Origin of the sequence: Lujinxingia sediminis, from assembly GCF_004005565.1 — a bacterium.
GTDB classification, from domain to species: Bacteria; Myxococcota_A; Bradymonadia; order Bradymonadales; family Bradymonadaceae; genus Lujinxingia; species Lujinxingia sediminis.
The window spans coordinates 162,948-189,897 of record NZ_SADD01000012.1 but is presented as its reverse complement, the minus strand read 5'-3'; the positions used below and the strand labels follow the sequence as shown (position 1 = coordinate 189,897).

At 64.3% G+C, this 26,950-nt stretch carries 19 protein-coding genes; 8 read left to right on the top strand and 11 right to left on the bottom strand.

What is annotated here, in order from left to right; all coding sequences use genetic code 11:
- Positions 1-91: 91 nt before the first annotated feature.
- The 5 genes from EA187_RS16645 to EA187_RS16625 all read right to left on the bottom strand — a co-directional run bounded on the left by EA187_RS16645 (position 92) and on the right by EA187_RS16625 (position 4,578).
- Positions 92-526 carry a YidH family protein gene (locus EA187_RS16645; protein WP_127781000.1) on the bottom strand — a complete coding sequence of 145 codons (435 nt, stop codon included), beginning with the start codon at positions 524-526 and terminating at the stop codon, positions 92-94.
- Between the two features lie 263 nt (positions 527-789).
- Positions 790-1,605, bottom strand: coding sequence for a sensor histidine kinase (locus EA187_RS16640; protein ID WP_164856344.1), 816 nt, complete (start codon positions 1,603-1,605; stop codon positions 790-792).
- Between the two features lies 1 nt (position 1,606).
- On the bottom strand, positions 1,607-2,056 hold the full coding sequence (locus EA187_RS16635) for a PAS domain S-box protein (protein ID WP_127780998.1): 450 nt from the start codon (positions 2,054-2,056) through the stop codon (positions 1,607-1,609).
- Between the two features lie 71 nt (positions 2,057-2,127).
- Complete coding sequence (locus EA187_RS16630; protein WP_127780997.1) at positions 2,128-2,589, bottom strand: DUF4878 domain-containing protein; 462 nt, start codon at positions 2,587-2,589, stop codon at positions 2,128-2,130.
- 351 nt (positions 2,590-2,940) lie between these two features.
- Positions 2,941-4,578 (bottom strand): ABC-F family ATP-binding cassette domain-containing protein, encoded by a 1,638-nt coding sequence (locus tag EA187_RS16625; RefSeq protein WP_127780996.1) that lies wholly within the window; start codon positions 4,576-4,578, stop codon positions 2,941-2,943.
- 260 nt (positions 4,579-4,838) lie between these two features.
- On the opposite strand from EA187_RS16625, the gene EA187_RS16620 reads away from it, so the two are divergent.
- Positions 4,839-5,726: a hypothetical protein gene (locus EA187_RS16620; protein ID WP_127780995.1), complete on the top strand. Its 888-nt coding sequence runs from the start codon at positions 4,839-4,841 to the stop codon at positions 5,724-5,726.
- Between the two features lie 268 nt (positions 5,727-5,994).
- The gene (locus EA187_RS16615; protein WP_164856343.1) at positions 5,995-7,503 is read left to right on the top strand and encodes a DVUA0089 family protein; all 1,509 of its coding nucleotides are present in this window, start codon (positions 5,995-5,997) and stop codon (positions 7,501-7,503) included.
- A gap of 3 nt (positions 7,504-7,506) precedes the next feature.
- Here EA187_RS16615 and EA187_RS16610 read toward each other — a convergent pair whose 3' ends face one another.
- Positions 7,507-8,043 carry a 2-thiouracil desulfurase family protein gene (locus EA187_RS16610; RefSeq protein WP_127780993.1) on the bottom strand — a complete coding sequence of 179 codons (537 nt, stop codon included), beginning with the start codon at positions 8,041-8,043 and terminating at the stop codon, positions 7,507-7,509.
- Positions 8,044-8,199: 156 nt separating this feature from the next.
- Entirely contained in the window at positions 8,200-8,997 is a 798-nt protein-coding gene (locus tag EA187_RS16605) for a methylase (protein WP_127780992.1), read from the bottom strand.
- Between the two features lie 182 nt (positions 8,998-9,179).
- Between EA187_RS16605 and EA187_RS16600 the strand changes: the two genes are divergently transcribed.
- The 4 genes from EA187_RS16600 to EA187_RS16585 all read left to right on the top strand — a co-directional run bounded on the left by EA187_RS16600 (position 9,180) and on the right by EA187_RS16585 (position 15,077).
- Positions 9,180-10,313 carry a glycosyltransferase family 2 protein gene (locus tag EA187_RS16600; RefSeq protein WP_164856342.1) on the top strand — a complete coding sequence of 378 codons (1,134 nt, stop codon included), beginning with the start codon at positions 9,180-9,182 and terminating at the stop codon, positions 10,311-10,313.
- Between the two features lie 152 nt (positions 10,314-10,465).
- Positions 10,466-11,992 (top strand): ATP-binding protein, encoded by a 1,527-nt coding sequence (locus EA187_RS16595; RefSeq protein WP_127780990.1) that lies wholly within the window; start codon positions 10,466-10,468, stop codon positions 11,990-11,992.
- Between the two features lie 50 nt (positions 11,993-12,042).
- Positions 12,043-14,661 (top strand): endonuclease MutS2, encoded by a 2,619-nt coding sequence (locus tag EA187_RS16590; protein ID WP_127780989.1) that lies wholly within the window; start codon positions 12,043-12,045, stop codon positions 14,659-14,661.
- A 2-nt stretch (positions 14,662-14,663) separates the two neighbouring features.
- Positions 14,664-15,077: a hypothetical protein gene (locus EA187_RS16585; protein WP_127780988.1), complete on the top strand. Its 414-nt coding sequence runs from the start codon at positions 14,664-14,666 to the stop codon at positions 15,075-15,077.
- Between the two features lie 425 nt (positions 15,078-15,502).
- Here the strand turns inward: EA187_RS16585 and EA187_RS16580 are convergent, their stop codons facing one another.
- Positions 15,503-17,080, bottom strand: a complete 1,578-nt coding sequence (locus tag EA187_RS16580; RefSeq protein ID WP_127780987.1) for a peptidase MA family metallohydrolase — start codon at positions 17,078-17,080, stop codon at positions 15,503-15,505.
- Positions 17,081-17,091: 11 nt separating this feature from the next.
- Positions 17,092-20,457, bottom strand: a complete 3,366-nt coding sequence (locus tag EA187_RS21000) for a DUF4175 family protein (protein WP_127780986.1) — start codon at positions 20,455-20,457, stop codon at positions 17,092-17,094.
- 323 nt (positions 20,458-20,780) lie between these two features.
- Here EA187_RS21000 and EA187_RS16570 point away from each other — a divergent pair, with 323 nt between their 5' ends.
- A complete protein-coding gene (locus EA187_RS16570; protein WP_127780985.1) occupies positions 20,781-22,187 on the top strand; it encodes an RCC1 domain-containing protein in 1,407 nt (468 codons plus the stop codon).
- 112 nt (positions 22,188-22,299) lie between these two features.
- Entirely contained in the window at positions 22,300-23,808 is a 1,509-nt protein-coding gene (locus tag EA187_RS16565) for an aldehyde dehydrogenase family protein (protein WP_127780984.1), read from the top strand.
- A 329-nt stretch (positions 23,809-24,137) separates the two neighbouring features.
- Here the strand turns inward: EA187_RS16565 and EA187_RS16560 are convergent, their stop codons facing one another.
- Both EA187_RS16560 and hpf read right to left on the bottom strand, forming a co-directional pair.
- Positions 24,138-26,030 (bottom strand): S9 family peptidase, encoded by a 1,893-nt coding sequence (locus tag EA187_RS16560; RefSeq protein WP_127780983.1) that lies wholly within the window; start codon positions 26,028-26,030, stop codon positions 24,138-24,140.
- Positions 26,031-26,235: 205 nt separating this feature from the next.
- Entirely contained in the window at positions 26,236-26,874 is a 639-nt protein-coding gene (hpf, locus tag EA187_RS16555; RefSeq protein WP_115607083.1) for a ribosome hibernation-promoting factor, HPF/YfiA family, read from the bottom strand.
- Positions 26,875-26,950: the final 76 nt, after the last annotated feature.

Genomic DNA, 26,950 nt, shown 5'->3' with positions numbered 1-26,950 from the left:
CGAAAACACTGACCCACGGTCGAACCCCTGACCCACGGTCGAACACACTGACCCACGGTCAACTCCCCACCCTCGCTCAAATCCCCGCATCCTACAGCGGCCCCACCTCCGTCAGCAGGTTCACCAGCACCAGCCCCGCCAACACCAGCAACAACACCGCCCCCACCAGCGACGCCGTATAAGGAAATCGCTCACCTTCCCGACCGCTGAGCCGATACATATCCCGCACATAGTCCACCACCGAGAGCAGAAGCACGGTCATCCCCACCCCGAAGAGCAACAACCCCGCATTCGCCGGCCCCCGCGAGGGCACCTCCCCCAGAATCTCCGATTGTCCCTGCTCCAGATAGCCAAAGAACTTAAAGATCGTAAATCCAAACGCAATCATCGCAATCGACGTCCGAGATCCCGCCATCAGCGTACGACTCGAAGCCTGCACTGTGCGCTCGTACGCATAATCGGTGCGCTTCTCCGCACCATTCTCCGGGGGGTCGTCCATCGCCTCAATCTGATCTTCGCTCTTCATGCTCTTCTCCCGGCGACCTCTCTGCCTGTGCCAGGAAACTAAGCGCCCCCGCGCTCGCCAAAACCGCGCTCTCTCGCGCTTGAATCATCGCCGCAGAGTGCACAGGACCGATGCACATACGAAATGAACCCGCCGAGCACACACAGAACACAACGCGCGCGAGGCTAGCCTCGTGCGCGCCTCCCACTACGATGCACTCCCCCCCAGCGCCACAACGCTGAAAGCAGCGCCGGCTCGCCACCTCCCCCCTCAATCGCCCTGGATCAAGCCTCGCTGAGCGTCGGCAACTCCTGCGGTATTCTCACCAGAAACTCCGTGCCCTCTCCCGGCTGCGACCGCACCGAGATTCGCCCCCCCAGCAGACGACAGAAACGCTCGGTCAAAGTAAGCCCAAGTCCCGTTCCTCCGTAGCGCTCCTCGGTCTCCTCGTCGGCCTGCTCAAACGCCCCAAACACCCGCCCCAGGGCTTCCTTGCTCATCCCCACACCCGTATCCCACACCTGCAACTCCACCCACCCGGGTTCGGTCGACATCGCCCGCACTCCGACCTCTCCCCCTTCGGTAAACTTGCAGGCATTCCCCAGAAGATTCAGCAAAATCTGCCTCAACTTCGTCGCATCGGTATGCATCGCGAACGCGTCAGGCGGACACCGAACTTCCAACCGATTGCCATTGGCCATCGCCAGCGGCTCCGCCGTACTCTCCACGTCACCTAAAAGCTCACAGAGATCAAACTCTGTAGCCCGTGCCTCCAACTTCCCGGCCTCGATCTTCGCGAGATCGAGCACGTCATTGATCAGCGAGAGCATATGCTGGCCGGCCACACGGATTCGCTCCAGATCGTCACGGTAGCGCACCGGCCCCTCATCCTGCATCTGCTCCAGCACAAACTCCGAATAACCGATCACCGCATTGAGCGGCGTGCGCAGTTCATGGCTCATATCTGCCAGAAACGCGCTCTTCGACGCGCTCGCCATCACCGCCTGGTCGCGCGCACGCTCCAGAGCCTGATTCAGCTCCTCCAGCTGATGCGCGCGCTCCACCCGCTCGCTCACATCCCGACACAGTGCCAGAATCACCTTACGCCCCCCCCGCCATAAACGCTCCCACCCGCGTCTCCACCGGATACATCCGACCATCCTTGCTCCGATGGCGCCCCTCCACCGTAAACACCTCATCGACCCGCATCCGATCCCAGATCGCCCCCGGTGCAAGATCCATCTCGAAGTCCGCCACCCCCATCCCCAACAACTCTTCGCGCGTATACCCGAGCATCTCACACGCCGCGTGATTGACCTCAATCACCCGACCGTCGGTGTCGTGCAAAAAAAAGGGATCGACCGCATGGCGAATCATCTTATCGAAACGCTCATCCAGGATTACCGTTCCCTGATACGCCTCATCCAGACGACGCGAGACACGCCCCAGGAACGCCCGCCATGCCTCCTCGCCCGGAGCACACGAGTCATCCAGACCCGCCTGCTCAAGCTCGTGAACCAACACCGCATGGTACTGCTTTGAATCGCCCATGGATTCTCCCGGTCCTCACTGCGCCCTGATGTCGGAATGATGCACTGGCTGCCCGACATGCCTCGCCCATATCAGGGCTCTTTGACGTCCTCTTCCGGACGATCCAACACCCCGGCCTGCCGCTCCGACCAGTCCGTATCCACACGCCACCCCTGCGCCTCTTTCCACAGACGCACCTCCTCCACCTGACCGCTCGACGCTCCATCCATCACCACATCCACCCGCACCACGACCTCCTCCTCCGAGATCGCCTCCTCCCCAAGCACCTCAAACCCCACTCGCCCCGACATCGCCTCAACCTGAGACTCCGCCTGCTCCCCCTGCGCCTTGAGCACTGCCAGCGGCATCGCCGCCTGGTCCTCTGCCCGCACCCGCTCCCAGGCCTCCCGCATCTCGCCATCGCGCATCGCTTCCAGGTAGCTCACCGCGACATCCCGCGGCTCTCCTGACTGACAGCCCGCCGCGACCACGACCACCACGAACATCACCCCGACGTTGAAAAAAACGCGCATCCAGCCTCCGCTTTCGTTCAAACCCGACCTCCACGCCGCAATGTAGGTGCGTGTATGACATTGGTCAACGCACCCGGCTCCGTCGCTGATACGTCATTCAGACCCTCGCCGCGCAACCTTTCCAACGGACTTCATCGACATCTTCACATCACCCTTCGCCTCACCACTCCTCGACTTCCGGCCACTTCGACTCAGCCCAGACCACAACCCCGGGTCAGCCTCAGGCCCCCGCACCGCCATAGCCCACATCAATGTCCCCCAACCAACAGTCAGACCACAACGCAATCTACCGAAATACAACGAAAAAACCGGAGGCCGCCCCCCGCGCGACCTCCGGCATCAACCGGCTTCCCCTCTCCACGCCCGACCGCCTTAGAGGCCCAGATCCGCACCGTGAAGCTCGCGCCGCGCCTCGGCCACCCGCTCGCTGGTCACGTACTCATCAAAGGGCATGTAGAAATCCAGATGCCCATTCGGCCCCATCTCAATGATCCGGTTGGCCACCGTACGCACAAGCTCACGGTCATGGCTGGCAAACAAGATCACGTTATTCTCGCTAAAGGCCTGCATCCCCTTGTTCAGCGCCGTGATGCTCTCCAGATCCAGGTGGTTGGTCGGCTCATCCAGAATCAGCAGATTTGCCCCCACCTGCATCATCTTCGAGAGCATGCAACGCACCTTCTCCCCACCGCTGAGCACCTTCACGCTCTTCTTGGTGTCCTCACCACTGAAGAGCATCCGCCCCAGAAATCCCCGCACATCTTCCAGGTGCATATCGACGGTAAACTGCCGCAACCAGTCGATCAGATTCAGCTCCACATCCTTAAAATACGCGTCGTTCTCCTTGGGGAAATACGCGCTGGTGATCGTGCTCCCCCACTCCATATTCCCACTGTCCGGCTCAAGCTCCCCGGCCAGAATCTGGAAAAGCGTGGTGCGCGGACGTCCGTCCGGCCCCACAAACGCAATACGATCGCCGGCCTGCACATTGAGGCTAAACCCGTTGAGCAGCTCCTCGCCATCGATCGACTTTTTGATGTCCTCAAGCAACAGCACCTTCTTGCCGCACTCGCGCTCATACCCGAAGTGAATATGCGGATACTTACGCGTGGAGATCGGAAGATCATCGAGCGTAAGCTGGTCGAGCAACTTCTTACGCGAGGTCGCCTGACGCGCCTTCGACGCGTTGGAGCTGAAGCGCTCAATAAAGGCCTTGAGATCTTTGGCCTTATCGCTGGCCTTCTTCTGCGCATCGCGACGCTGCTGCAACGCAAGCTCGGCGGCCTGCAACCAGAAGTCGTAGTTCCCCGCGTAGATGCGGATGCGCCGAAAATCGATGTCCGCGATATGCGTGCACACATTGTTCAAGAAGTGGCGGTCGTGGCTGACCACGATCACCAACGACTCCAGCCGCTGCAGGTAGTCCTCCAGCCAGGCAATCGTGTGCACATCCAGGTTGTTCGTCGGCTCATCGAGCAGAAGAATATCGGGCTTGCCAAAGAGCGCCTGCGCCAGCAGTACGCGCACCTTCTGACCCGCCTCCAGATCTCCCATACGGCGGTGATGCTCCTCATCACCCACGCCCAGACCGGCCAGCAAAATGGCCGCCTCGGCCTCGGCCTCATACCCGTTGAGATCGGCGTAGACCATCTCAAGCTCAGCCGCCCGCGCACCGTCCTCCTCGCTGAACTCGGCGCTGGCGTAGAGCGCCTCGCGCTCCTTATGCACCTCAAACAAACGCGGATGGCCACGCAGCACCACGTCCATCACCGCGTCATCGTCATAGCCGAACTGATCCTGCTCCAGCCTGGCCATACGCAGGTTCGAGGGGATGCTGACCACCCCCGCCGAGGGCTCAAGCTCCCCGTAAAGGACCTTCAAAAACGTCGACTTCCCCGCGCCGTTCGCCCCGATGAGCCCGTAGCAGTTCCCCGGAAGAAACTTCACGTTCACATCTTCAAAGAGCGGCTGCCCGCTGAAGTTCACCATCACGCCAGAGGTTGTGATCATCGCCTTGTTCCTGCTCGCTAACTGTTCACGCCACCACCCGGCGGCCACCATCGTCGACGGTACCCCTGCCAATTTCGGGCACCTCGCTCGGCCCCGACTAGCACGGGCGTCGCCCCCGGTCAAACAGGCCCCCCGCGCACAGATTCCCCGCCGGCCTCTGCCTCCAATCATTATGCCTTCTTCACCTCGCGCACACATTTAGCCCAACGGCTCCGAAGCGCGCCACAAAACCCAGACTTCCCCCGTCTTATGAGGCACTTATGAACACCCTCATACTTGCTCTCTACGCGAACGACAAACACGCCCGAGACACCATCGACGCGCTCAAAGATGCCGGCGTCAAAGGACGCCACATCGAGCACATCGCCTCCCCGGGCACCGAGCATAACGGGCTCTTCAAAGGCCTCTTCTCCGGTCGAGAAGACAGCCAGAGAGACGCCAAAAAGTCCCTCAACGAACTCACAGCACGCGGCATCACCGAAGACGAAGCCCGCCGCTACGCCAGCGGCGTGCGTCAGGGCTACGATCTGATCATCGTCGACCTCCACGACGACAGCCTCGCCCACACCGCCCGCCAGATCATGGACAGGCACGCGTTCACAGGACGCACCTCCCCCCCAAAAAAACTCGGCCAGAAACACGCCGGTGGCCTCATCGAGAGCGCCAAATCCGAGGGCATCTCCACCTCCTCGCTCCATGACGAGCCTCCCATCGCATCAACCTCAAACGCTCCCCCAAAAACCTCTTCAAGCATTCCACACAGCAGCGAGGTGACCTCCGGAACCCAGAGTACCACCCATGCGCCTCGCTACGCGGGAAGCTCGATCGGCGAGGACACTTCAGGGCGCCCCCCCTCCCGAAATGATGTTTCCCGCTTCGACAGCAGCTTCCGTGAGCACTACCAGCGCAACTTCGCCGACAGCCGCTACGCCTACGAGGACTTCGTCCTGGCCTACCGCTACGGCGTCGCCCTGGCCGAAGAGCCCCGCTACAAAGACCACACCTGGGACCAGGTCGAACCCATGGCTCACCAGAGCTGGGAGACCCGGGAGACCGGCCCCTGGCCCCTCTTCCGCGACGCCATTCGCTTCGGCTGGAACCGCATCCGCGGTGAACATCAGTCCGAACCCCTGCCGCCGCGGCTCTGATCGCCCCATCCCCCGGTCGCCCCACCATCGCGATCGGGGGCCTCCTCATCCCCCCGGTTGATGTTTTTCCGAGCAGGACAGGGCTCACCTCCCCCCCGACTCCCGCCTCAGCCCGGCACATCCATCCCTCCCTGACCGCCACCGACAACATCGCATCTGCCCCCTCCAACCTTGCCCTTTTATGCGCACGCAACCTCAACTATAGTCCCGCGTCTCGATGGTCTTTGACGTCTCGTCATCCCTGAATTTTGTTTTCCCGGAGTTCGCTGTGTCTTTCTCGCTCTCATCACGCCTCGCCAAAAACTCTCTGCTCGGTCTCTCCCTGACCCTCTGCACCTCGCTCAGCGCGGCCTGCGCCTCCTCCTCCTCGGGTCCTTTCCTTACCAATGACCTGAGCTCCATTGGTGCCGACGACAGCACCTCGGGCACCCTGAGCGCCTCCGGCGTCATCAGCCCCAACAACGGCTCGCGCTACACCACCTACGCCGTCAAGCTCGACGCCGGCCAGGTTCTGCGCGTGAAGTCCTCGGCCAACGGCTTCAGCCCCGCGCTCACCGTCTTTGCCCCCGACTACACCCCTCTGGCCACCACCCTCAACCAGGCCAACGCCGACTCCCAGGCTCGCCTCATCACCCAGGCTCCCACCGCCGGCACCTACCTCATCGTCCTCTCCAGCCAGAGCGCCGGGGGCAGCGGCAGCTTCTCGCTGGAGACCTCGCTTCTCGCGGTACAGGATGACGTGGAGTTTCCCGGATCCGCCGCCGGCTACCTCTTCCAGGGTATGAGCGCCCACCCCATCAGTGGTGTGCCGGCAGCCTCCTACACCCTCACCCTCGAAGAAGAAACTCTGCTCAACATCAGCGCCCGCTCCACCGAATTTGACACCTACTTGAGCGTCCTCGACGCCGAAAACTCTCAACTTCTGGCGGAAAACGACGACGCTGCCGGCCGGGCCGTCTCGGCCTCCACAAACTCGCACATTCTCTCGCTCTTCCCGGCTGGCACCTACAATATCCTGGTCAACTCCTACCAGGGCCAGGGCCAGGGCGCCTTCATCCTGGATGTTGCCACCGAGAGCGCCCAGCTCTCCGAGAAGTTCTTCTTCGGTGAGCCCTACAGCGGCATCTATGGCCTTGCGCCTGCGGTGCACGGTGCGGCCAGCCGCCCTGGTTTCGCCTTCCCCTTTACCGTCGAGGAGGACAGCGCGGTCAGCCTGCAGATGGAGGCCTCCAACTTTGACGCCTACCTCTACCTGCTCGACAGCACCGGGCGAGTCGTGGCCGAAGATGACGACTCCGCCGGCGCGCTCAACCCCCGCATCGTCCAGCAACTTGAAGCGGGTGAGTACACCCTGGTCGCAAGCTCCATCGCCGAACGTCCCTCCGGACCCTACTCGCTGATCACCGAGTTCATCACGCTTGACGATCGCACCTCGGTGGCCCCCGGCGATTCCTTCTCCAGCTTCATTCTCCCGAACGACAGTAACCTTCCCAATCGCCCCGGCGTCGGCAAGGTCTACACCCTTGAAGTCGAAGAGACCTCTCAGCTCCAGATCGATCTTAGCTCCGATGCCTTCGACACCTACCTGGTGCTCCTCGACGAGAACAACCAGCTCATCGAAGAAAACGACGACAACGGTCAGACCACCGACTCCCGCATCAACCGTCAGCTCACCCCGGGCACCTACAAAGTCGTCGTCACCAGCTTCGGCGCCGCATCGGTGGGGCAGTTCGAGCTGCAGCTGGTCAAGAGTGGCCCCAGCGGTCAGAGTGTCTAAGCCTTAGCGTGGCGCATCCCCCAAAAGATGCGCCACAAACCGACGCGCCGCATCCAGCTCCTCTTCGTTGAAGACCTGGATGCCGGCACGTCGTAAGAGCGCCGCGCTCACCCCCTGGCCGGCTACCAGGCGCCCCTGAAAACTCCCGTCGTACACCGCAGCCCCTCCACACGAGGGGCTGCGTGCTTTGAGCACCGCGGCGCACACGCCGTGACGCTGCGCCAACTCCAGCGCCACCTGCGCCCCCTTCTCAAACGCCGCGCTCACATCCTGGCCATCGCGCGTCAAAACTCGCGCCTCCCCGCGCCAGAACGCCTCCCCATCCCCACCCACAAGCTCTGCCGGCGGCCTTGGCACCCCCAGCCCTCCCGAAACCTCCGGGCAAACCATCACCACACGCCCCTCCTCCTGCATACGCCGCAGCCAGCGCCGCCCCTCCTCCTCCCCCACCCCGGACGCTCGCCCATCGTAGCGCACCTCCCGGCCGAGCAAACACGCGCTCACCAGAATCCGCCCTGACCCACCGCTCTGCTCTGACATCCTCAACCGCTCCACACGTCACCTCTCACTCTACTGCCCCCCGGTCCGTCTCACACCACCGGCCCCCCTGACCCTCGGCCAGCCTCACCCCGCCCAAAAGCCGCCCACACACGCCACCACAAACCGCTGAAAAACAACACCTTTTCCACCGACGCATCACATACACGCCCCCTCCACATAGACAATCCCATCGCCCCACAACGCCCGACCTTCGTCCAGCACACCGACCTCGTCGGACAGCCTCGCAAGCGATCTCTCAAACACCTCGCGATTGCCACACACACCTTCCCGACGAACCTCCCCCGCAAGCTCCGCCCACCGCTCCAAAACCCCGTACATCTCCACCCCCTTCACCTGCCGCCCCGGCCTCAAACCTCGCCGCAAATCCGCCGGCAACCAATCCCGAAACATCCAGGGGCCAAACCCTCGGGAGAAGTCCGTCCACATCACCAGCCCCACCTTTTCGACACGCCCCTGACGCTTCTGCACGACATGCGCCGAGCCGATCGCCCCCTCCCCGTCGCATGTTCCTTCCACGAGATAGCCCCCCTCACACACAGCTTGCCCCCAGGCCCGATGCGCCTCCGCGACCTCATGTGGCCCGTACTGACGTAGCACATTCATCGCCCGGACTAGCCGCGCCTCTCGCCCCACCACCTGCAGAAGATCAAACCCACCCTCCACAAAACGAAGCCCCTCACAGGCCACCTCCTGTGCCGCCTGGACGCGCCCGGGCTCAACCTCCACCCCCACCACCTCGCAGGCTACCGCCGCCTCGCAAAGCGCCTCAAAGAGCTCCCGGGTTGTCCAACCCCCCTCGCCATATCCCACATCCACCACGACCTGCGTAGAGTCGATCGCGACCTCATCGAAAAGACGCGCAACGACAAAACGATCCAGCATCCGAAGCCGCCCCGGCTTCGTCCTTCCCCGAATCTCTCGAACCTCAACCACCTTCAACCTCTCCTCAAAGCCCCCTCCTCATCTTCTCTCTACCCGATGCGCCGCCCCGGCAACACCCCTGGCCCGCAACGCCCCATGGCCACTTCTCACTGGACATATCGCATGCAGAGACCATCTTGGCGCGGTTGTTAAGGTTCCTCGTACCCTCTCGACCATCTTTACGCAGGCCAGCCGTGCTCCTGACCTCCCTGATTTTGGCCCCCATCGCCCTGGCCACCACCATCGGCATCTTCAACCTGCTGACCTGGCCGCGCCGCCTCAAAGCGGCCTCGCCACCCCCTGCGATCTCGGTGCTGATCCCGGCGCGCAACGAAGAAGCCAACATCGAAGACTGCATTCGCAGCGTGGCCGCAGCCGCGCAGGCCTATCCCGAGATGAACCTCGAGATCATCGCCTACGACGACCACTCCACCGACCGCACCTCCGAGATCCTCGAGAAGCTCTCCGGCGAGCTCCCCGCGCTTCGCATTCCCAGAGCGCAACCGCTGCCCTCCGGCTGGGCCGGCAAATGCCACGCCTGCCACCAGCTCGCCACGCACGCCACCCACCCCCAACTTCTCTTCATCGACGCCGACGTTCGCCTCCTCACCGACGCCCTCACCGGACTTGCCGCCTGGCAGAAGCGCTATAACGCCGACGTCGTCAGCGCCGTGCCCGCCCAGGTCACCGGCTCCTTCTTCGAGCACCTCATCCTGCCGCTGCTTCACCTGACCTACGTAAGCTGGCTGCCTCTTCTGCTCATCCCCCACACCCGCCGCGCTGACTTCCTGGCCATGAACGGCCAGATCCTGATGACCTCGCGTCAGGCCTACGAGCGTATCGGCGGCTTCGAAGCCATCCGCAACGCTCTGGTCGATGACATGGCCTTCGGCCGTCGCGCCAAGGAGGCCGGTCTGACCGTCGCCTTCGCCGACGGTACCCATCTGGCCCGCTGCCGCATGTACCGCGACGCCCCCTCGGTCTGGGAGGGATTTACCAAAAACATTTACCCGGGCATGGGCAAAAACCCCGCCCTGCTCCTCCTGGTCATCACCCTCTACTTCAGCGCCTTTGTGCTGCCCTTTATTCTCCTCCCCCTCAGCGGGTTGGTCGCTGCCCTGGCTCCGCTGACCACCCCGCTCCTGGCCGCCGTCGCGCTCAACCTCACCTACCGCATTCTGCTCGCCATCCGCTTCTCGCACCCTCCCCTGAGCGTACTACTTCACCCCCTGGGTGTAGTGGCATTGATCGCAATCGCGCTTAACTCTTTTCGACAGACCCTGCGCGGCCAGCTCACCTGGGCGGGACGCACCTACCCCGATGCCTGATCGTCAGGACTCTCACCTCTCGGTCAACTCGACTTTATGCGGACTTCCCGGCTACGATACACCGGGGCGAGCACATCAGCCTTCCCGGGTGCGCGCCTCTCAACCCTGGCAAGGGCTTCCAGCTTCAGAACACGCCCCTCAGCGAGCTCATCATGTCTGCCCGCAAACACCCCGACACCGACGCCTCCGAGGCCGCAGATCCTACCTGCGCCTCCACCATCCTCGCCGCGCTCCCCGACCTGGTCCTGGAACTGGACTCAAGGGCGACCATCCGCGCGCATCACACTGGCAGCCCCACTGCGGTGCTCGCAGACCCTCCCGAGACGCTTCAGGACCACACCCTGCGCGATCTTCTTCCCCGCGCTACCGCTGACCGACTTCAATCGGCGCTGACCGACGCGCTTACCCTCCAGCAGAATGTCACACTGGAGTGTTTCATCCCCCACGAGCAAAACCTTGCCAGCATCGAAGCGCGCATCGCCCCCATCAGCACCGAGCGGGCCCTGATCATCTTGCGCGACGTCACCGCTGCCTTCCGCGAACGCAACAACCTGCGACAGAGCGAGCAACGCTTTCGCGCCCTGGTCGAGAACCTCCCCGGGGTGGTCTACCGCTGCCGGATGGACGAAGACTGGAGCGCGATCTTTATCTCCGAGCGCATCGAAGAACTCGTTGGCCTCCCCGCCATCGACTTCACCGAGCAGCGCACGAGCCTCGAACAGGTCACCCACCCCGAGGATCGCTCCGACATCAGAAGCGAGATCACCAGCGCCGTAGCTCGGCACGAGCCCTTCGATCTGCACTACCGCATGATTCACGCCGACGGCTCGATTCGCCATATCTGGGAGCGCGGCCGTGCGGTCTACGCCGGCGTCGACCAGATCACCTACCTTGATGGCGCCATCTTTGACGTCACCGATTTGCACCGACTGCGCCAGCGCGTGCTCACCAGCAGCAAAATGGCCGCCGTCGGCAGCCTGGCGGCAGGCGTCGCCCACGAGATCAACAACCCCCTGGCCATCGTGCTCGCCAACCTCGAGTTTGTGACCGAGGAGCTCGTCGCCATCCACCAGGCCTACGCCGCCGACCACGTCGTGACCGAAGCCGTCGACGACATCCAGCAGGCTATCATCAAGGTGCAAACCGGCATCGATCGGGTTCGCTCCATCATCGACGATCTACGCTCCTTCTCCGACGCCGCCCAGAGCCGCGCCGAGCACCTGGACATGGCCCGCCTGACCTCCTGGGCACTCCGCCGCGCGGAGCCTCGCGTCCTCCCGGTCGCCCGCCTCATTACCCATATCGACGACGTCCCTCAGGTCTGGGCCAGCGAGATCGGCGTCGTCCAGACCATCTGGAACCTCATCGACAACGCCGCCGATGCTGTCAGCGATCTCAGCCCGGAGAACGCCCGCATTGACGTCACCCTCAAACTCAGCGATCGCGAAGACTGCGTTTTACTCGAGATCCGTGACAACGGCCGCGGAATGGGCGAAGACGTCCTGGCCCGGGCCTTTGAGCCCTTCTTTACCACCCAGGGGATCGGCGACGGCGCCGGCCTGGGTCTCTTCGTCTGCCAGGGTCTGGTCGCCGGTATGGGCGGCGACATCTCGGTAGAATCCACCCCCGGCCAGGGCACCCGCGTACGCGTCTTCCTGCCCACCGCACCGGCCCAGTAGCAAACCCCTCACCTTCCCCTACCTCCATCCCAAGCGCTCCCAGCCTCGCTATGACCTCTGAGACTGCCTCCTCCTCGTCGCTGGCCTGCGACGCCGTCCTCGACCAACTTCCCCCCGATGCAGCGCGCCTGCTCAAGGCCACGCTGCTCCCGCTGGTCGAGGAGCCTGCCGCCACCGAGCGCGACATTCCCAAAAAGTCGCTGCGCGATCTGCAATGGCCCGAGCTCCTCGACGAGCTCCACCGCCTGGCCCGCACCCCGGAGGGGCAATTCCTCATCGAGGAGCTTCGTCCGCTGCCCGCCGCCCCCCTGGTCGAGCGTCGACTCAAGGAGTGCGCCGAGCTGATGGCCCTGCTCGAAACCGACGACGCCCCGCCCCTGGGCGGCCTGCGCGAGATCCGCCGTGCTCTCCAACACGTTACCCGCCAGGGCTCTCTGCGCGCCGACGATCTCGAAGCCATCTCCCGAAACTGCGACGTCGCCGCCCGCGTGGCCCGCTACTTCGCAAGCCGCGCCGGCGAGCTCCCGAGCTTGAGCGCCATCGGCGCGCTCGTCGATCCTTTGAGCGATCTTCGCTCCACGCTGGCCTTTGCCATTGAGCCCGGCGGACGCCTCTCCGACCAGGCCAGCCCCGACCTCGGCAAACTTCGCCGCGCGGTGCAAAACCAGCAAGATCGCATCACCTCCAGCGTCGACCGCCTGCTCAAATCCCGCGAGCTCGACCACGCCCTGCGCGACGACTACGTCACCGTGCGCGACGATCGCTACGTTATCCCCATCCGCGCCGGTGCCCGCGGGCACGTCCCGGGCATCGTCCATGACTACTCCGCCAGCGGCCAGACCCTCTTTATTGAGCCCACCGAGCTCGTCGAGCTCAACAACCAGCTGCGCTGGGCCCAGATCGAGCTGGCCGACGAAGAGGAGCGCATCCTCAAGCGCCTCTCCGGCCTTGTCGCCTCGCACGCCGCCACGCTCTTCCGAAACGTGGAGCTGCTGGCCTACCTCGACGTGGTGCTGGCCTGCGCGAATTTAAGCCGCAAACTTCGCGCCACGGTCCCCACGCTCACCGACGGCCCTCTGGAGCTTCGACAGGCACGCCACCCCCTGCTCTTCCTCAAGCTCGCCGGCGAACTTCCCGACGGCCGCCCTCATAATGAGACTGTCCCCAACGACATCGCCATCACCCCGCCGCGCCGCGTGCTGATCGTCTCCGGTCCCAACACCGGCGGAAAGACCGTCTCGCTCAAAACCACCGGCCTGCTCGCCATGATGGTCCGCCACGGCCTGCCCATCCCCGCCGATGAGGGCAGCGCCATCCCCCTCTTCGAGCAGATCTACACCGATGTGGGCGACGAGCAATCCATTGAGCGCGACCTGAGCACCTTCTCCGGCCACGTCACCAACATCAACCGCTTCCTCGACCGCTGCGGCCCTCGCTCGCTCGTCCTCCTCGATGAGCTCTTCGTAGGCACCGACCCCATGCAGGGCGCCGCTCTGGCCGTCGCGCTGCTCGAAAACCTCGCCAGCCGCGGCACCACCACCGTGGTCACCACCCACCTCGAAGGGCTCAAGACGCTGGCCTATCAGAGCGACCACTTCGCCAACGCGTCGATGGGCTTTGACCTCGACTCGCTCAGTCCCACCTACCAGATGACCATGGGCATCCCCGGGAGCTCCTTCGCCGTGCGCATCGCCGCGCGCTTAGGCATGGAGCAGCCGCTTATCGACCGTGCCTTAGCCATCCTGGAGGGCCAGGACCACCACAGCGTCGAAGAAGTCTTAGAGAGCCTCGAAGATCAGGTCCGCGAGCTGCACCTCGAAAAAGATCGCCTGCGCCAGACCCGCCACGAGGCCGAGACCCGCGCGGCCCGCTACAAAAAGAAGTACGCCGAGCTTCTGCAAAAAGATCGCGACCAGCTCTTTGGCGAAACCCGCAAACTTCGCGACGATCTGCGTCAGGCCCGCGAGCGCATCCGCCAGGAACTCAAAACGCTCAAGAGCCAGAAAACCGTCGAGGCCGGCGACCGCACCGAGCAAGAACTTCAGGCCATGCAAAAACGCCTCAAAGCGGCCGAAGACACCGTCGAGAAAGCCCAGGAAAAGACCCGTCCCCCGCGCTCCGGCCCCGAGGGTTTAAGCCCGGTCACCCCCGAGGAACTCGAAGAGGGCATGACCGTCTACTGCCGCCCCTTCAAACGCGCGGGCCGGGTGCTGCAATACACCCCGGGCGACTCCCAGGCCCGCGTGCAGCTTGGCGACCTGAAGGTCAACGTCAACACCGATGACCTCTTCCACGTCAGCGAGTCTGAGCGCCGCAACCACCGCCGCGGCCGCCCCACCTCCTCGGGCAACTCCCAACGCACAGCCCCCGGTCCCACCGCCTCCCCCTCCGGCGACGCTGTACTTCTGCCCCAGACCTCCGACAACTCCGTCGACCTGCGCGGCATGCGCGCCGATGAGGCCCTCGACAAGCTCGACCTCTTCCTGGACAGCGCCTACCTCCAGAACATCGAAGGCGTCTACATCATCCACGGCCACGGCACCGGCGCCCTCAAACGCGCGGTACGCGGCCACCTCCCCCAGTCTCGCTACGTGCGTGAGTTCCGTCGCGGCGAGCGCGAAGAAGGCGGCGACGGCGTCACCATCGCCTTTGTGCACCGGGGGAGCTAACCATGTGGCCCTCCTTCCTTCATCACCTCTCCCTGCACTTTCCCATCGTCGTCTCCATGGCCCTGGCCGTCGCAGCGACCTACGCGCTGCGCAACGACGAGCCCCCCACGCTCATCCCTCTGCTACGCTGGGGCGGCCTGGCCAACCTGGCCCTGACCTCCCTGGCGCTGCTCTCGGGCCTCATCGCCGGGGGCCTCTCCGGCGGATCTGACAGCCTCTCCCACCATCGCCTGCTGGGCATCACCGCCTTCGCGGTGATCGCTTTAGCCGCCCTGAGCTACGACTACGGCACGCGCCACAACATCGCCGACTGGCGCCGCTTCGGCGGCCTACTCTGGTGGGTGGCCTCGTTCGCCGTCATCGGTGCCGGACACTGGGGGGGGCTTGCCGAACACCGCAATGTGATCCCCTGGTAAGTTTTGTTTCAAGGCGTTTCAAGCATCGAAACACACCCAACCCCCGGTCGCTCTCTCAACGACCGGGGGTCAGCCATCAACCCTCTCTCAACCGCATAAACACTGAACTTCTTTTGACCGTGGGTCAGCTTTTCCATCGACCGGGGGGCAGCTTTTTCATCGATCGGGGGTCAGCTTTTTCATCGACCGAGGGTCAGCTTTTTCATCGACCGAGGGTCAGCTTTTTCATCGACCGAGGGTCAGCTTTTCCATCGACCGGGGGGCAGCTTTTCCATCGACCGAGGGTCAGCCCTCAACCCTCTCTTCACCGCATAAACAGGGAACGTCTCGTGACCGGAGGTCAGCCTTCGCCACGACCAGGAGTCCGACAAAGCGCGCCCCGGGGTCAGGCCCCCAACCCCATTCTACTCCCTGAATAGTTGAAATCACTGGAGCAGCCGCTCCGCCCCACGCGCCCGCTCGGCCTGCGCACCTTCTCCCAACCCGGAGTACGCCCGGCCTAAGCCCTGATGCACCCCGGGGTCAAAGGGGTTGATCCGCGCGGCTTCCTCCAGCGCTTCCCGCGCCAGCGCATACTCACCCAGCGCCAGATATGCGTTGCCCAACTCCAGCCACGTCGTCACATAGCCGGGATAGAGCTCCCGAACCTCCGCCAGCACATCCACCGCCTGCTGCGGCTCTCCGGTAGCGAGCAGACTCTGCGCAAGCCGCCCCTGCAACACCGGGTTGCGCTGGCCTATCAGACGCGTGGCCTTCTCATACTGCACCACCGCCGCCCCGAACCTCTCGCGCACCTGAAACATCTGCCCGAGCTTGATGTGATCCTGCGCCCCGGGAGCCTCCACCTGGTCGAGCTCCCCGCCACTTCGGCGCTCATCCTCGAAGACCAGCCGCTCCTCAAAGGGCTCGGCCTCATCCTCAAACTCCACCACCGGCCGCGTATGCAAATACGCGCGCCAGTCCTTCTCAAAACGCCCCCAACTCGTTCCCAGCACGCGCGCAAAAGCCTCCTGCGCCCCGTAGCCCTCGTTGATCGTATCGAGCAGCTCTCCGAACGCCCCCGGCCCCACCTTCTCGCGCAGATACTCCATCGTCGTGTACACCTCGGCAAAGGCCACCGCCGCATCTTCCTGGCTGGGAAGTTTCGCCATGGAGGGATGCATCGCCTCAAAAGAAATCAAATCATCGGCCTGCAGACGCGTATGCAACAGATGCTCCGAGCTCGCTGAGAGCTGCGCCTCATCCTCCCCGCGCCAGCGCCGCTCCAGGAACTTCGCCAGCCCCTCGTGCATCCAGATCGGCACCTGGTTGTAGGTCTTTCGGTTGATCACATAATGCACGTACTCGTGAATCAACGTATCCACCCACCCGTAGCCGCGCAGCACCGCCCGCGGGCTCGTGATCATCAGGCGATTGTACTGGCAGAGCGCAATCGTGCCCGAGGTACGAATCTCCTCATCGGTCAACATCGAGACCTGCGCCAGCGTCGCCGTCCGAGGATACACCTCCACACGAATCGGCGTTGAGGGAAAGTAGCCCAACTCCTCCCCCAACTCCTCGTAGGCCGCATCCAGCGCCTCGAACGCATAAGGCAAAAGCACCTCATCTCGCCCCGGCTCGATAAATACTTCAAAACGCCCCGAGGGGCTGACGTGGCGCGCGTAACTCTCGGTCACGGCGATCGTCTCCGCGATGATCTCGCGCAACGCCTGCCAGCTCCCCACCTCGCGGGCCGAGAGTGCCTTGTCGATGCGCTCCAGCGCACGCTCGTAGTCGCCGTCGTAAAAGGCGTAGCGCGCCTCCAGATAGTCAACCTCGGCAAGCCCCGGCTCCTTCTCGCTGAGCCGGTCGATCGCCTCGCGGGCCTCATCGAGCTGCCAGGCCGATAGCATCGCCTCGGCCTGACGGTAATCCTCCAGCGAGCTCTGCCCCCACACCGGCACAGCCCACAGACAGGCCATCGCCACCATCACCGCCCAAACGATCTTCGCGCGTTCTCTCACGTGCTCTCCTTTCACTCGACCAGACTCCGGTAGTAACGCTCGATCTCCGAGTCGTAATCTTCCAGCCGCCCCTCGCGCATCCCCTCCATCATCTCACGGCGCAGCCGCTCCTGAGCCTCCCGACTCGACTCCCCGGGAATCTCCACCTTCTCGGTCTTCTGCTGACGCCCGGAACGACGCTGCTGACGACGCTCCTGTTGCATCGCCTGACGCATCTGCTCACCGAGTTGACCGAGCTGATCAAGCGCAGAACGCTCCCGATCCAGTGCCTGTTGCCCCTCGCCCTGCCGCAGCTGCTCCTCTGCCTCTTGCATCGACTCGGTGGCCTGCTCCAGCGAGGGCATCACCTGGTCGCGCACCATCGGGAAGCGCTCCCCGGTCTGCTCGACCTTCTGGCGCAGCTCCTCGGCACGCTCGCGGGCCTGCTGCTGACGCTCGGCCAGCTCCTCGTAGCGCTCCTGCTGATCGCCCTGCTCCTGACTCCGTCGCTCGGAGGCCTGCTGCATAAACTCGCGCAACATCGTCACGATCGCCTCGGCGCGCTCGGCCAACCCGTCGCTTGTCCCACGGGCGCGCCGAAGTGCATGGCGCTCCTCCTCATCACGCACATAGCGCTCCGAGAGGCTCAACGTGCTGCGCATCCCACGCAGGCGTCGCTCCGAGACCTCGGCGGCCTCCAGCGCCAGCTGCAAGTCCTGCTGCTCAAGCCGCTCTCGCAAACGCACAACCTGCTCGGCGTTGTACTCGACCTGCCCGTAATCTCGCGCCGGCAACGCCAGCCCCTCCAGTCGACCCAGATCGCGCTCCTGCTCGGCCACCTTTCGCAAAAGTTCCTCGACCGCCGGCGCCACCATCTCCTGGATCGACTCGCGACGCTCCTCGGCCAGCGCATCCTCCATCGCCCGCGTCTCATGCTCGATTGCCCGCTCCATCTCCTGGAGCTGGCTGACATCCTCCATCAGCTCGCCCATCTGCCGATCCAGCTCCGAGATCCCCTGCGGGGCGGCCTGCTCCATGCCCTGCTCCACCTCCGAGTTCAGCCCCTCCATCAGCTCGTCCATGCGGTCGAGCTCTGCCAGCGCTCCGTCGATATCCCCCTTCTCCAGGAGCTCCTCGATCGACTGCAGCTGATCGCCCATCTGCTGCGCCTCGCTCTCCATCTGCATCTGCTCCAGCGCCTCCATGTTGACGTGATCCTGCGGAAGCTGCTCCATCTGCATCTGCATCCGCGCCATCAACTCGGCCATACGCTGACGAAGTCGTTGCACCTCGCGCTTGATCGCCTCTTTGAGCGCTTCATCCTCGGTATCGCGGTACTGCTCCAGAAGCTCGCGCAAGCGCTCGCGCATCGCCTTGAGATCTTCGGCGGTCGCCTCCACAAGCTCCATCTTCTGCCGGGCGAGAAGCTCATCGAAACGCAAAAGCGCCTTCTCCAACTCGTCTTCGACCTGCAGGCTAAAGTCGGCCAGCGTCTGTACATGCCCCATCGTCAGGTCGCCGCGCTCCGAGCGCGCCTGCAAGCGCTCCCAGAGCTGGCTGCCCTCGGTCTGAAGCCCCTTGAGCTGGGCGGCCAGCCCGTCAAAAAGCGCGGCGTTTCGCCCGCTCATCATCGGATCTTCGGCCACCCGCTGGCGCAACCCCTCAAGCTCACTCAAGATCAGCTCGCGCGCCTGATGATGCGACACCCCCTGCTCGTAGATCGCGCTGCGCGCAGCCGCATCCAGCCCGGCGGCCACCTCCATGCGATAGCTCCCATCATCCTCAGCCACCCGCTCCCCGACCGGCGCCTCCAGCACATCGGCCAGATGCAAAAGCAGCGCCTCCAGCAAAGCCTGCTGATCGGCGATGTTGCGCAGATGCTGGTCCTCCGGGCTCTCCACATAGATCACCAGCGCCTCGCTTCGCCCCTCCCCCGGGCCGGTCACCGTGTTGATGTCGGTGGCCGAAAAATAGATCAAGACCTGATCTTTGGGCTGCAATGCCAGCTCGGCCAGATCGAAGCTCAGGCTATGCTCTACCCCCTGAGGCTTCGACGCCAGCTCGCTCAACTCCAGCGACTGACGCTCCGCCCCCTGTTCATCATCGCCAAACTGATGCACCAGACTCAGCCCGCTCAACCCGAAGTCATCGAGAGCCTCCACCGAGAGCTCCAGCACATCATCGGGCTGCACGATCAAGGGCTCCGCTCCGGGCTGATGCGAGGTCAAACGCACCTGAGGCGGCGCATCGGCCACCACGCGAATGGTGCGCTCAACGCCGTCTTCCACCGGTACCCCTTCGGCCGTTACCGCCCGAAACGCATAACTCCCGCTCTCCTTTAACGTCAGGCTCACGCTTCCCTGATGGCCCTCGCCGAGCTGCACCGGGAGCACCTCCTGCTCCTCGCCGGCATCGCTCTGCCAGTGGCGCACCAGCTCAACCTTCTGCCAGTCCTCCGGCCACAGCCCCAGCTGCAGGTGCACCCTCGTGCCCTCCAGCGTCTCCATAAAACCCGAACCCAGCCGCGCCATCTGCCGCGGCATTCCGGTGTACTCGGGATACACGAAGATCGCATCGATCTGCCCCACAATCGGCCGTACCCGCACCCGGTCGCCGACCACCGACGCCCCGACCCGGTCGCCGCTGAGCACCCCCAGCGTCCAGCCCGGCTGCCAGGCCGTCACCCCCAGAAGCACCGCCATAAGCAGACCGGCGGCCGCCGCCGGCGCGCGCAGATCGCGTGCCGGAACCAGATGCGCCAGCGACTGCTCCCGAGCCCGGGCCATCGCCGACTTCAGCGCCCGATGCACATGGGCGGCGGCCAGTCCGGCGCTCACCCCTTCGGCGGCCAGCGCCTGGCGCCCTCCCTCGGCGCTCAGACGTCGACCAAACTCCAGCGCAGATACCAGATCGTTTCGAAAGCTCGTCTCATGACGCTGGATCAGCTGCGCGGTGGTCGTCGCTCCGCGTCCCCGCGCCCGAAAGAGCACCAGGGCCACCAGCGCGCTGATGGCCACCGAGCTCAAGCCCACGCCCAACATCCAGCGCGCGACCAGCGCCCCCTGAACCTCAAACATCGCCGCCACCGCCAGCGCACTCAACGCCACGGCCAGCGCCCCCGAGGCCGCCCACAGCCCCCCCTCCAACAGAATCGGGCGACGAAGATCGCGCTCGGTGCGACGCAGCAGCACCTCCAGCGCCCTCAACGAGGCGCTGACCTGGGGGTTTCCAGAGCTTCCAGCCCCCTCGTCCCCACCCGAAATGTTGCTCTCCGCGCGCCCATCTTCCGAACGCGTCACAGGTGCGCTCGCGCCCTCAGGCGTCTCCTGCGAAACACCCACGTCCCCGGACTCTGCACCCTGGTCGTCGGGCGGCGGCAGCTTGGTATCGTCGTGCATAAAGGACCATGGCTCAGGTCACAGATGAAAGCGTCGCCTCTGCTCGCTACGCGGCTCAGCGCTCAGGCGCCTCAGAAGGTCAGAACGACAGCCTCGAATTCTAGGACAGCCTGATCCGCGCGACAACCACGCAGACTCCGGCCTCCCGGGGCTCCGACTCCGCACTAACGGTCGGTCCCGGGGCCTTTAATCCCACACCACTCCTTCGCCCGCCGACACACCCTCTACCACACGAATTCGCCATGCCGGTTGAACCCGGGCCCCGTGCTCGCTATCACTGATCTGAACTGACACTCTGACGATGCCCTCTCCTCCAGGCCGCCATGTACACGACCTCGCGCGCGCTGCGTACCCTGCTCCTGAGCCTCCTCGCCACACTCGCCCTTCCCGCGTGCACGCCCTCCCAATGCGAAAGCGACAGCGACTGCTTCACCGGCGAGTTCTGCAACATCGGCGCCTGCCAACCGACGCTGGCAACAGATGTGGATGAGGACGATGCCGACCTCGATGCCGGAACGGACGATGCCGACACGAGCGATACCGACCTCGATGCCGATGCCGACCTCGATGCCGACACCAACGACTCAGACCTCGACACCGACCTCGATGCCGACGCCGACGCCGATCCGCCGGCTATCACCGCCCTGGAAGCCGGGCAGTACCACACCTGCGCGATTGTCGACGGCGCCCTCTACTGCTGGGGATACAACGAAAAAGGCCAGCTCGGGCAAGCTCTGGAGAATCTAGTACAATCCGATCGGCCGCTCCTGGTCCCCGGGCTGGAGAGCGGCGTCACCGCGGTGGCTCTGGGCAATGACCACACCTGCGCCGTTCAACACAGCGCTCTCAAGTGCTTCGGAAGCAACAGCCACGGCCAGCTCGGCCGCATCACCGCCAACTTCGACATCCCGGCCCCCACTCCGACCGCCGTATCCGGACTTGACCGGGGCGTGAGCGACGTGGCAGCCGGCGCTCTCCACACCTGCGCCATTCAAAACGGTGCCCTCAAGTGCTTTGGTTTCAACGGACTGGGAGCAATCGGCAACTCGGACACCGCCGGCATGGCCAATGACCTCAACCGCGTGGCCGAACCCCGCCTCGTCGACGCGCTCAATCAAAACGTGACCCGGGTGCGCGCCGGCGCCAACCACACCTGCGCCATCCAGGGGGATCAGCTCTTTTGCTTCGGGAACAACCATCAGGGCCAACTTGGACACGACCTCAACCTGAACGAAGAGACCCCCAACCCCGACCCCGGACGCGTCCTGGGCCTTTCCGAGCTCAGCACCTTCGACAGCGGCCAGGACTTTAACTGCACGCTTCGCTACGGTGCCGCCCGCTGCTGGGGACACAACGTCCACGGCCAGGCCGGCCATGACCGGGGCGTCAACATCAACTTCACCCCGCCGACCTCGACCCTGTACATCGTCACCGGCCTCTCCTCCGAGGTCACCCTGATCGCCACCGGCTACCTGCACGCCTGCGCGCTCCATCAGGACGTGATCAAGTGCTGGGGCAACAACGCCTCCTACCGCAGCGGACACCCGGATCTTAGCGTCTACCGCCCCACCGAAGTCGCCGGGCTGACCGATGTCACGCTCCTTGCCGCCGGGAGCCTTCACACCTGCGCGCTGGCCGAAGGGAACGTCTATTGCTGGGGCAACGCCGACCAGGGGCAGACCACCGGCAGCGAGACCACCCATATCCCTCAACGTGTCATCTTCCCCTGAGCCTTGACGCGGGCCCTTGCCCACCACACGCTCCGACTGGACTTTACCAGGCTCGATGACACAATCCGCTCACGACTCACCTTAGCCCCTTCTTTGAGCCCCGAGAGCCCCCATGATCTCCTCCCGTGCCAACTTCATCGCCGGCCACTGGGCCACGCCTGCCCGCTCCCAGAACGTGCTGCGTCGCGAAAACCCCGCGCGCACCGACGAAGTCGTCTTCGAAACCCCCTGGGACACCGCCTCGGTCGAGGCCGCCGTCGACGCCGCCCACCGCGCCCTGCCCGCCTGGGACCGCCTCGGCGTCGAAGGACGACTCCCCTACATCGAGCGCTTCCGCAAAGCCCTCGATGCCCGCAAAGAAGAGCTCGCCCAGGCAATCACCGCCGAGATGGGCAAACCTCTGTGGGAGTCCCGTGGCGAAGCCGGCGCTCTCACCGCCAAAATCGATATCATGAGCTCCGAGGGCCTTGAACTCACCCGCCAGGTGCATCCCCCGGGCCTCACCGGCGGCTCCTGGCACCACCGCCCGCTCGGACCGCTGGCCGTGCTCTGCCCCTACAACTTCCCGCTCCACCTCCCCAACGGCCACATCATCCCCGCGCTGCTCACCGGCAACACCCTCATCGTCAAGCCCTCCGAGCTCGCTCCCCTCTCCATGCAACTCTACTTCGAGTGCGCACAGGAGGCCGACTTCCCCCCGGGCGTCCTCAACCTCGTGCAGGGCCCCGGCGAGGTCGGCGCTGCCCTCTGCGCCCACCCCAGAGTCAGCGGGGTCTTGTTCACCGGCTCCTTTGCCACCGCCCAGCGCATCCGTCGCGCCACCTTCGACCAACCCTGGAAACTTCTGGCCCTGGAGATGGGCGGCAAAAACACCGCGATCGTCCTCGACGACGCCAACCTCGACCAGGCCGCCCACGAGATCCTGCTGGCCAGCTGTCTGACCACCGGGCAACGCTGCTCGGCCACCAGCCGCGTGGTCGCACTGCCCTCGGTCATCGATGACCTCCAGCAGCGCCTGGTCGCTCTCCTGGAGCGCGTCACCACCGGCGACCCCACCCTCGAGGGCAACCAGGCCCCCTTCATGGGCCCGCTGGCCGGGCGCAAAGGCTTCCAGGATTTCGTCGGCGCCCAGCACGAAGACGACCACGGCACCCTGATTCCCGTCCTTGAAGGTGGTGCCCATCCCGACCTGGACCAGGGCTACTTTGTACGCCCGTCCCTCTGGCGCGCCTCCCAACTCAACCCGGAAGGCGACCACCAGAGCGAGGAGCTCTTCGGCCCCGACATCGTCCTCTATGAGGCCTCAGACGAATTCGGTGCCGCCCGCATCGCTAACGCCACCGACTACGGCCTGGCCATGAGCATCTTCACCGCCGACCCCGAGCGCTTCCAAAACCTCAGCTACGCGCTCGACTGCGGCATCCTCAACCTCAACCGCTCCACCGTCGGCGCCTCCAGCCGCCTGCCCTTCGGCGGCATTAAAAAAAGTGGCAACCACCGCCCCGCCGCCATCCTCGCCCCCCTCTACTGCACCTACCCCCAGGCGCGCCTGGAGCAACCCGCCGAGTTCTCCCCCGCCCCCCCACAATCCGGCCCCCTGAGCCTCCTCAAACCCGCATAAACACACAACCTCTCCCAACCGTGGGTCAGCCCGCCCCTCGACCCACGGTCCCCCCAACGCCCCACAACTCACCCCACATCCCCACCCACAAAACGCATACCCCCCAACGCCCTCACACATCGACCCACACCGCAAACCCCCGCGCCCCTCAACCACACAACCACACAACCACCTAACCTCAACCCGCACACCCCCCAACGCCCTCACACATCGACCCACATCGCAAACCCCCGCGCCCCTCAACCACACAACCACACAACCACCTAACCTCAACCCGCACACCACCATCCCCACACACGCCCCCCCAACACCGCAAACCCCCGCGCCCCTCAATACACGACCTTCTCCACCAAAAACTCCAACACCTTCCGATGGAAATGGTCGATGGTCTGAGCCCGACGCCATCCGTGCCCCTCCTCCTCGTACACGTGGTAGAGGTGCGGTACGCCTCGACGCCGCAGAGACCCCGCGATCGCCTCGGCCTGATCCAGGGGAACCACCGAGTCTTTGGCCCCGTGAAAGATCGCCAACGCATCGCTGATACGCTCCGCCCGGTTGATTGGCGAGCGCTCCCGATAGAGCTCAGCCGCCTCGGGCAGGGGACCAATCAGGCTGTCATTATAATGCGCTTCAAATTTATGGGTGCCCCGCTGCAGGGCAAAAAGATCCGAGATCCCATAGAGGCACACCCCGGCTTTAAACGTGCCCGGATGATCCACCAGAGCCTTGAGCACGGTGTACCCCCCGGCGCTTCCGCCCATAATCACCGCGCGCTTGCCGTCGGCCAGCCCTTCCTCTTCCAGAAAACGCACCGCCGCGACCGCATCCTCCACATCGGCCACGCCCCACTTGCCGGAGAGCGCCTCCATATACGCTCGCCCGTAACCGGTGGAGCCGCGGTAATTCACATCGAGCACCGCAAAACCACGGGTGGCAAAGAACTGATTACGCGCCTCCCACCCCATCACCTTCTGGGCGGTAGGGCCTCCGTGAATCATCACCAGCACCGGCGGCTTGCCACCTGCACGGTACGCCGGGTTGGTCGGCGGGTAGAAAATCCCGTGCACCTCCATCTCCTCGCCATCTTCGCCTTTCACCGGCCAGCTCACCGGCTGCGCTCCGGCCAACTCCTCTTCCTTCAGACGCTCACTTGAGGCAAAGCGCCGCACCTGCACCGTGCTGGCTGCCACCGTGATCACCCGCGGCGGGCGTTTGGACGAAGACGCAATCAGCGCCACCGCCCCCCCGGAGGTAACCCGCGGCTGGGCCAACGAGGTATAGCCCTTCAACCCCGGCAAACGCCTGGCGCTCCCATCGACCCCCAGCCGCTCCAGGTGATGCTCACCGCGCACACTCCCCAGCGCGATGACCGCCTCACTGTCCTGAGTCCAATCGTAAAAGCGCAACCCCTGGATCCAGGGCGGCCCGCCAAACTCAATCCCCTCGCGCACGATCATCCGCGACGCCCCGCTCTCCACATCGCGAAGCACCACCTGCCAGAAGCCGCTCTCATCACTCAGATACGCCAGCCAACGACCGTCCGGTGAGTACTGCGGCTGCTGCACCGCAACCCCCTCTTTTTCCACCATGGTCGCACGCGCCCCCACCCGCACCACCCCGCCGGTCATATCGATGCCCGCCGACTCCACACGCGTCTGCGTCCAGGGCATCTGCGGATGATCCCAGCTCACCCATACCAACCTGTCGCCCTGCGGCGACCAGGCCGGCTGCATGTAGAAGTCCGCCCCCTGGGCGACCTTCACCGGCCACTGCGACCCGTCGGTGGGCACCACCGCAATCACATCCTCATCATCGACCCGGTGCACATAGGCCACCCACTGCCCATCGGGCGAAATCGCCGGGCTGGCCACCCTCCCCCACTCTGGCGAGAGCGCACGAGGACGCCCCTTATCGAGATCCGCAGCGTAGAGACGCCCGTCCGACGCCGCGAACACCACACGATCATCGTGCACATCAAACTCACCGCCCCCGTAGCCCACCCCACCGCTGACGCTGAGCTCATCGTTGAGCGCACGCGCGGCCTGGTCGGGACGTTGCACCATCAGCACCCCGCGCCCATCGACCCGCTCCGCCCATACCAACGTCCGCCCCTTACCGCCCCACGACACATCCAAGAAGCGCAGCTCCCCGGCCAACATCTCCGGCCCCAGCTTGCTCGACCACAACCCATAAGGCACCTGCTTCTGCGTCGATTCGCTCATCTGCACTCCTCACATCTTTTCATCGTCCATCATCCACGCCCCCCATCTCGCTCGGGAGCCGCCGCGGCTCACCCCGCGTCGCTGGCCGCAAAGCTAAAACACTCAACCCAAAAAAAGAACCCCTCCCGATCCTGTGAGGTCGGGAGGGGCTCAAATCTACAACGCCCCCTTACGCCCTGTGGACGTCAGGAGGCAAAAGCGTCGATCAGGTCTCGATCACGCCCACATTCTTATCGTCACGCTTGTAGACCACGTTGATCGCCTGGGTCTCGGCGTTGGTGAACACAAAGAACTGACGATCTTCGAGAAGGTCCAGCTGCAACACCGCCTCATCAATGCTCATGGGCTTGGCCTCATAGAGCTTGTTGCGCAGCACGGAGACACGGCCCGACGGCGTATTGACCGTCTCGACCACCGGCACATCTTCGCCAGCCTCCGGCTCCGGGTAGAGCTCGTAGTCCTCGGCGAACTCGCTGTCGACTTCGCCGGCCGGCTCTGCGGCGATCGGCGAGACAACCGCCATCTTGAACATCTTGGCCTGACCGTTGGTCGGCTTATGGTCACGAAGGCGATCCTTGTGACGACGCAGCTGCTTCTCAATTTTATCGAGCGCCAGGTCGATCGAGCTGTACATATCCTCGCTGCGCTCCGCCCCCTTCACCGTCAGGTTCTTGATCTGCAGCGTGAAGTCGGCGATGTGCCAGAACTTCTCGACGGTCATCACGACCGAGGCGTCGATCTTGCCCTGAACATACTTGTCGCAGATGCGCTCCAGCTTGGCCGTAGCGTAATTGCGAAGCGATGCCGACGAATCCATGTTCCGGAAGGATACGTTTGCGTTCATGAAGGACTCCTTCTTCGGGTAGATGATACTGCATTCTAGAATGAGCCGATGACGTCTGGGACACGCGTCCGACAAC

Excerpts from the sequence above, each read along its gene's own strand:
- EA187_RS16645 (WP_127781000.1), bottom strand. The coding sequence starts at position 526 with ATGAAGAGCGAAGATCAGATTGAGGCGATGGACGACCCCCCGGAGAAT.
- EA187_RS16635 (WP_127780998.1), bottom strand. The coding sequence starts at position 2,056 with ATGGGCGATTCAAAGCAGTACCATGCGGTGTTGGTTCACGAGCTTGAG.
- EA187_RS16625 (WP_127780996.1), bottom strand. The coding sequence starts at position 4,578 with ATGATCACAACCTCTGGCGTGATGGTGAACTTCAGCGGGCAGCCGCTC.
- EA187_RS16620 (WP_127780995.1), top strand. The coding sequence starts at position 4,839 with ATGAACACCCTCATACTTGCTCTCTACGCGAACGACAAACACGCCCGA.
- EA187_RS16610 (WP_127780993.1), bottom strand. The coding sequence starts at position 8,043 with ATGTCAGAGCAGAGCGGTGGGTCAGGGCGGATTCTGGTGAGCGCGTGT.
- EA187_RS16595 (WP_127780990.1), top strand. The coding sequence starts at position 10,466 with ATGTCTGCCCGCAAACACCCCGACACCGACGCCTCCGAGGCCGCAGAT.
- EA187_RS16590 (WP_127780989.1), top strand. The coding sequence starts at position 12,043 with ATGACCTCTGAGACTGCCTCCTCCTCGTCGCTGGCCTGCGACGCCGTC.
- EA187_RS16585 (WP_127780988.1), top strand. The coding sequence starts at position 14,664 with ATGTGGCCCTCCTTCCTTCATCACCTCTCCCTGCACTTTCCCATCGTC.
- EA187_RS21000 (WP_127780986.1), bottom strand. The coding sequence starts at position 20,457 with ATGCACGACGATACCAAGCTGCCGCCGCCCGACGACCAGGGTGCAGAG.
- EA187_RS16570 (WP_127780985.1), top strand. The coding sequence starts at position 20,781 with ATGTACACGACCTCGCGCGCGCTGCGTACCCTGCTCCTGAGCCTCCTC.
- EA187_RS16565 (WP_127780984.1), top strand. The coding sequence starts at position 22,300 with ATGATCTCCTCCCGTGCCAACTTCATCGCCGGCCACTGGGCCACGCCT.
- EA187_RS16560 (WP_127780983.1), bottom strand. The coding sequence starts at position 26,030 with ATGAGCGAATCGACGCAGAAGCAGGTGCCTTATGGGTTGTGGTCGAGC.
- hpf (WP_115607083.1), bottom strand. The coding sequence starts at position 26,874 with ATGAACGCAAACGTATCCTTCCGGAACATGGATTCGTCGGCATCGCTT.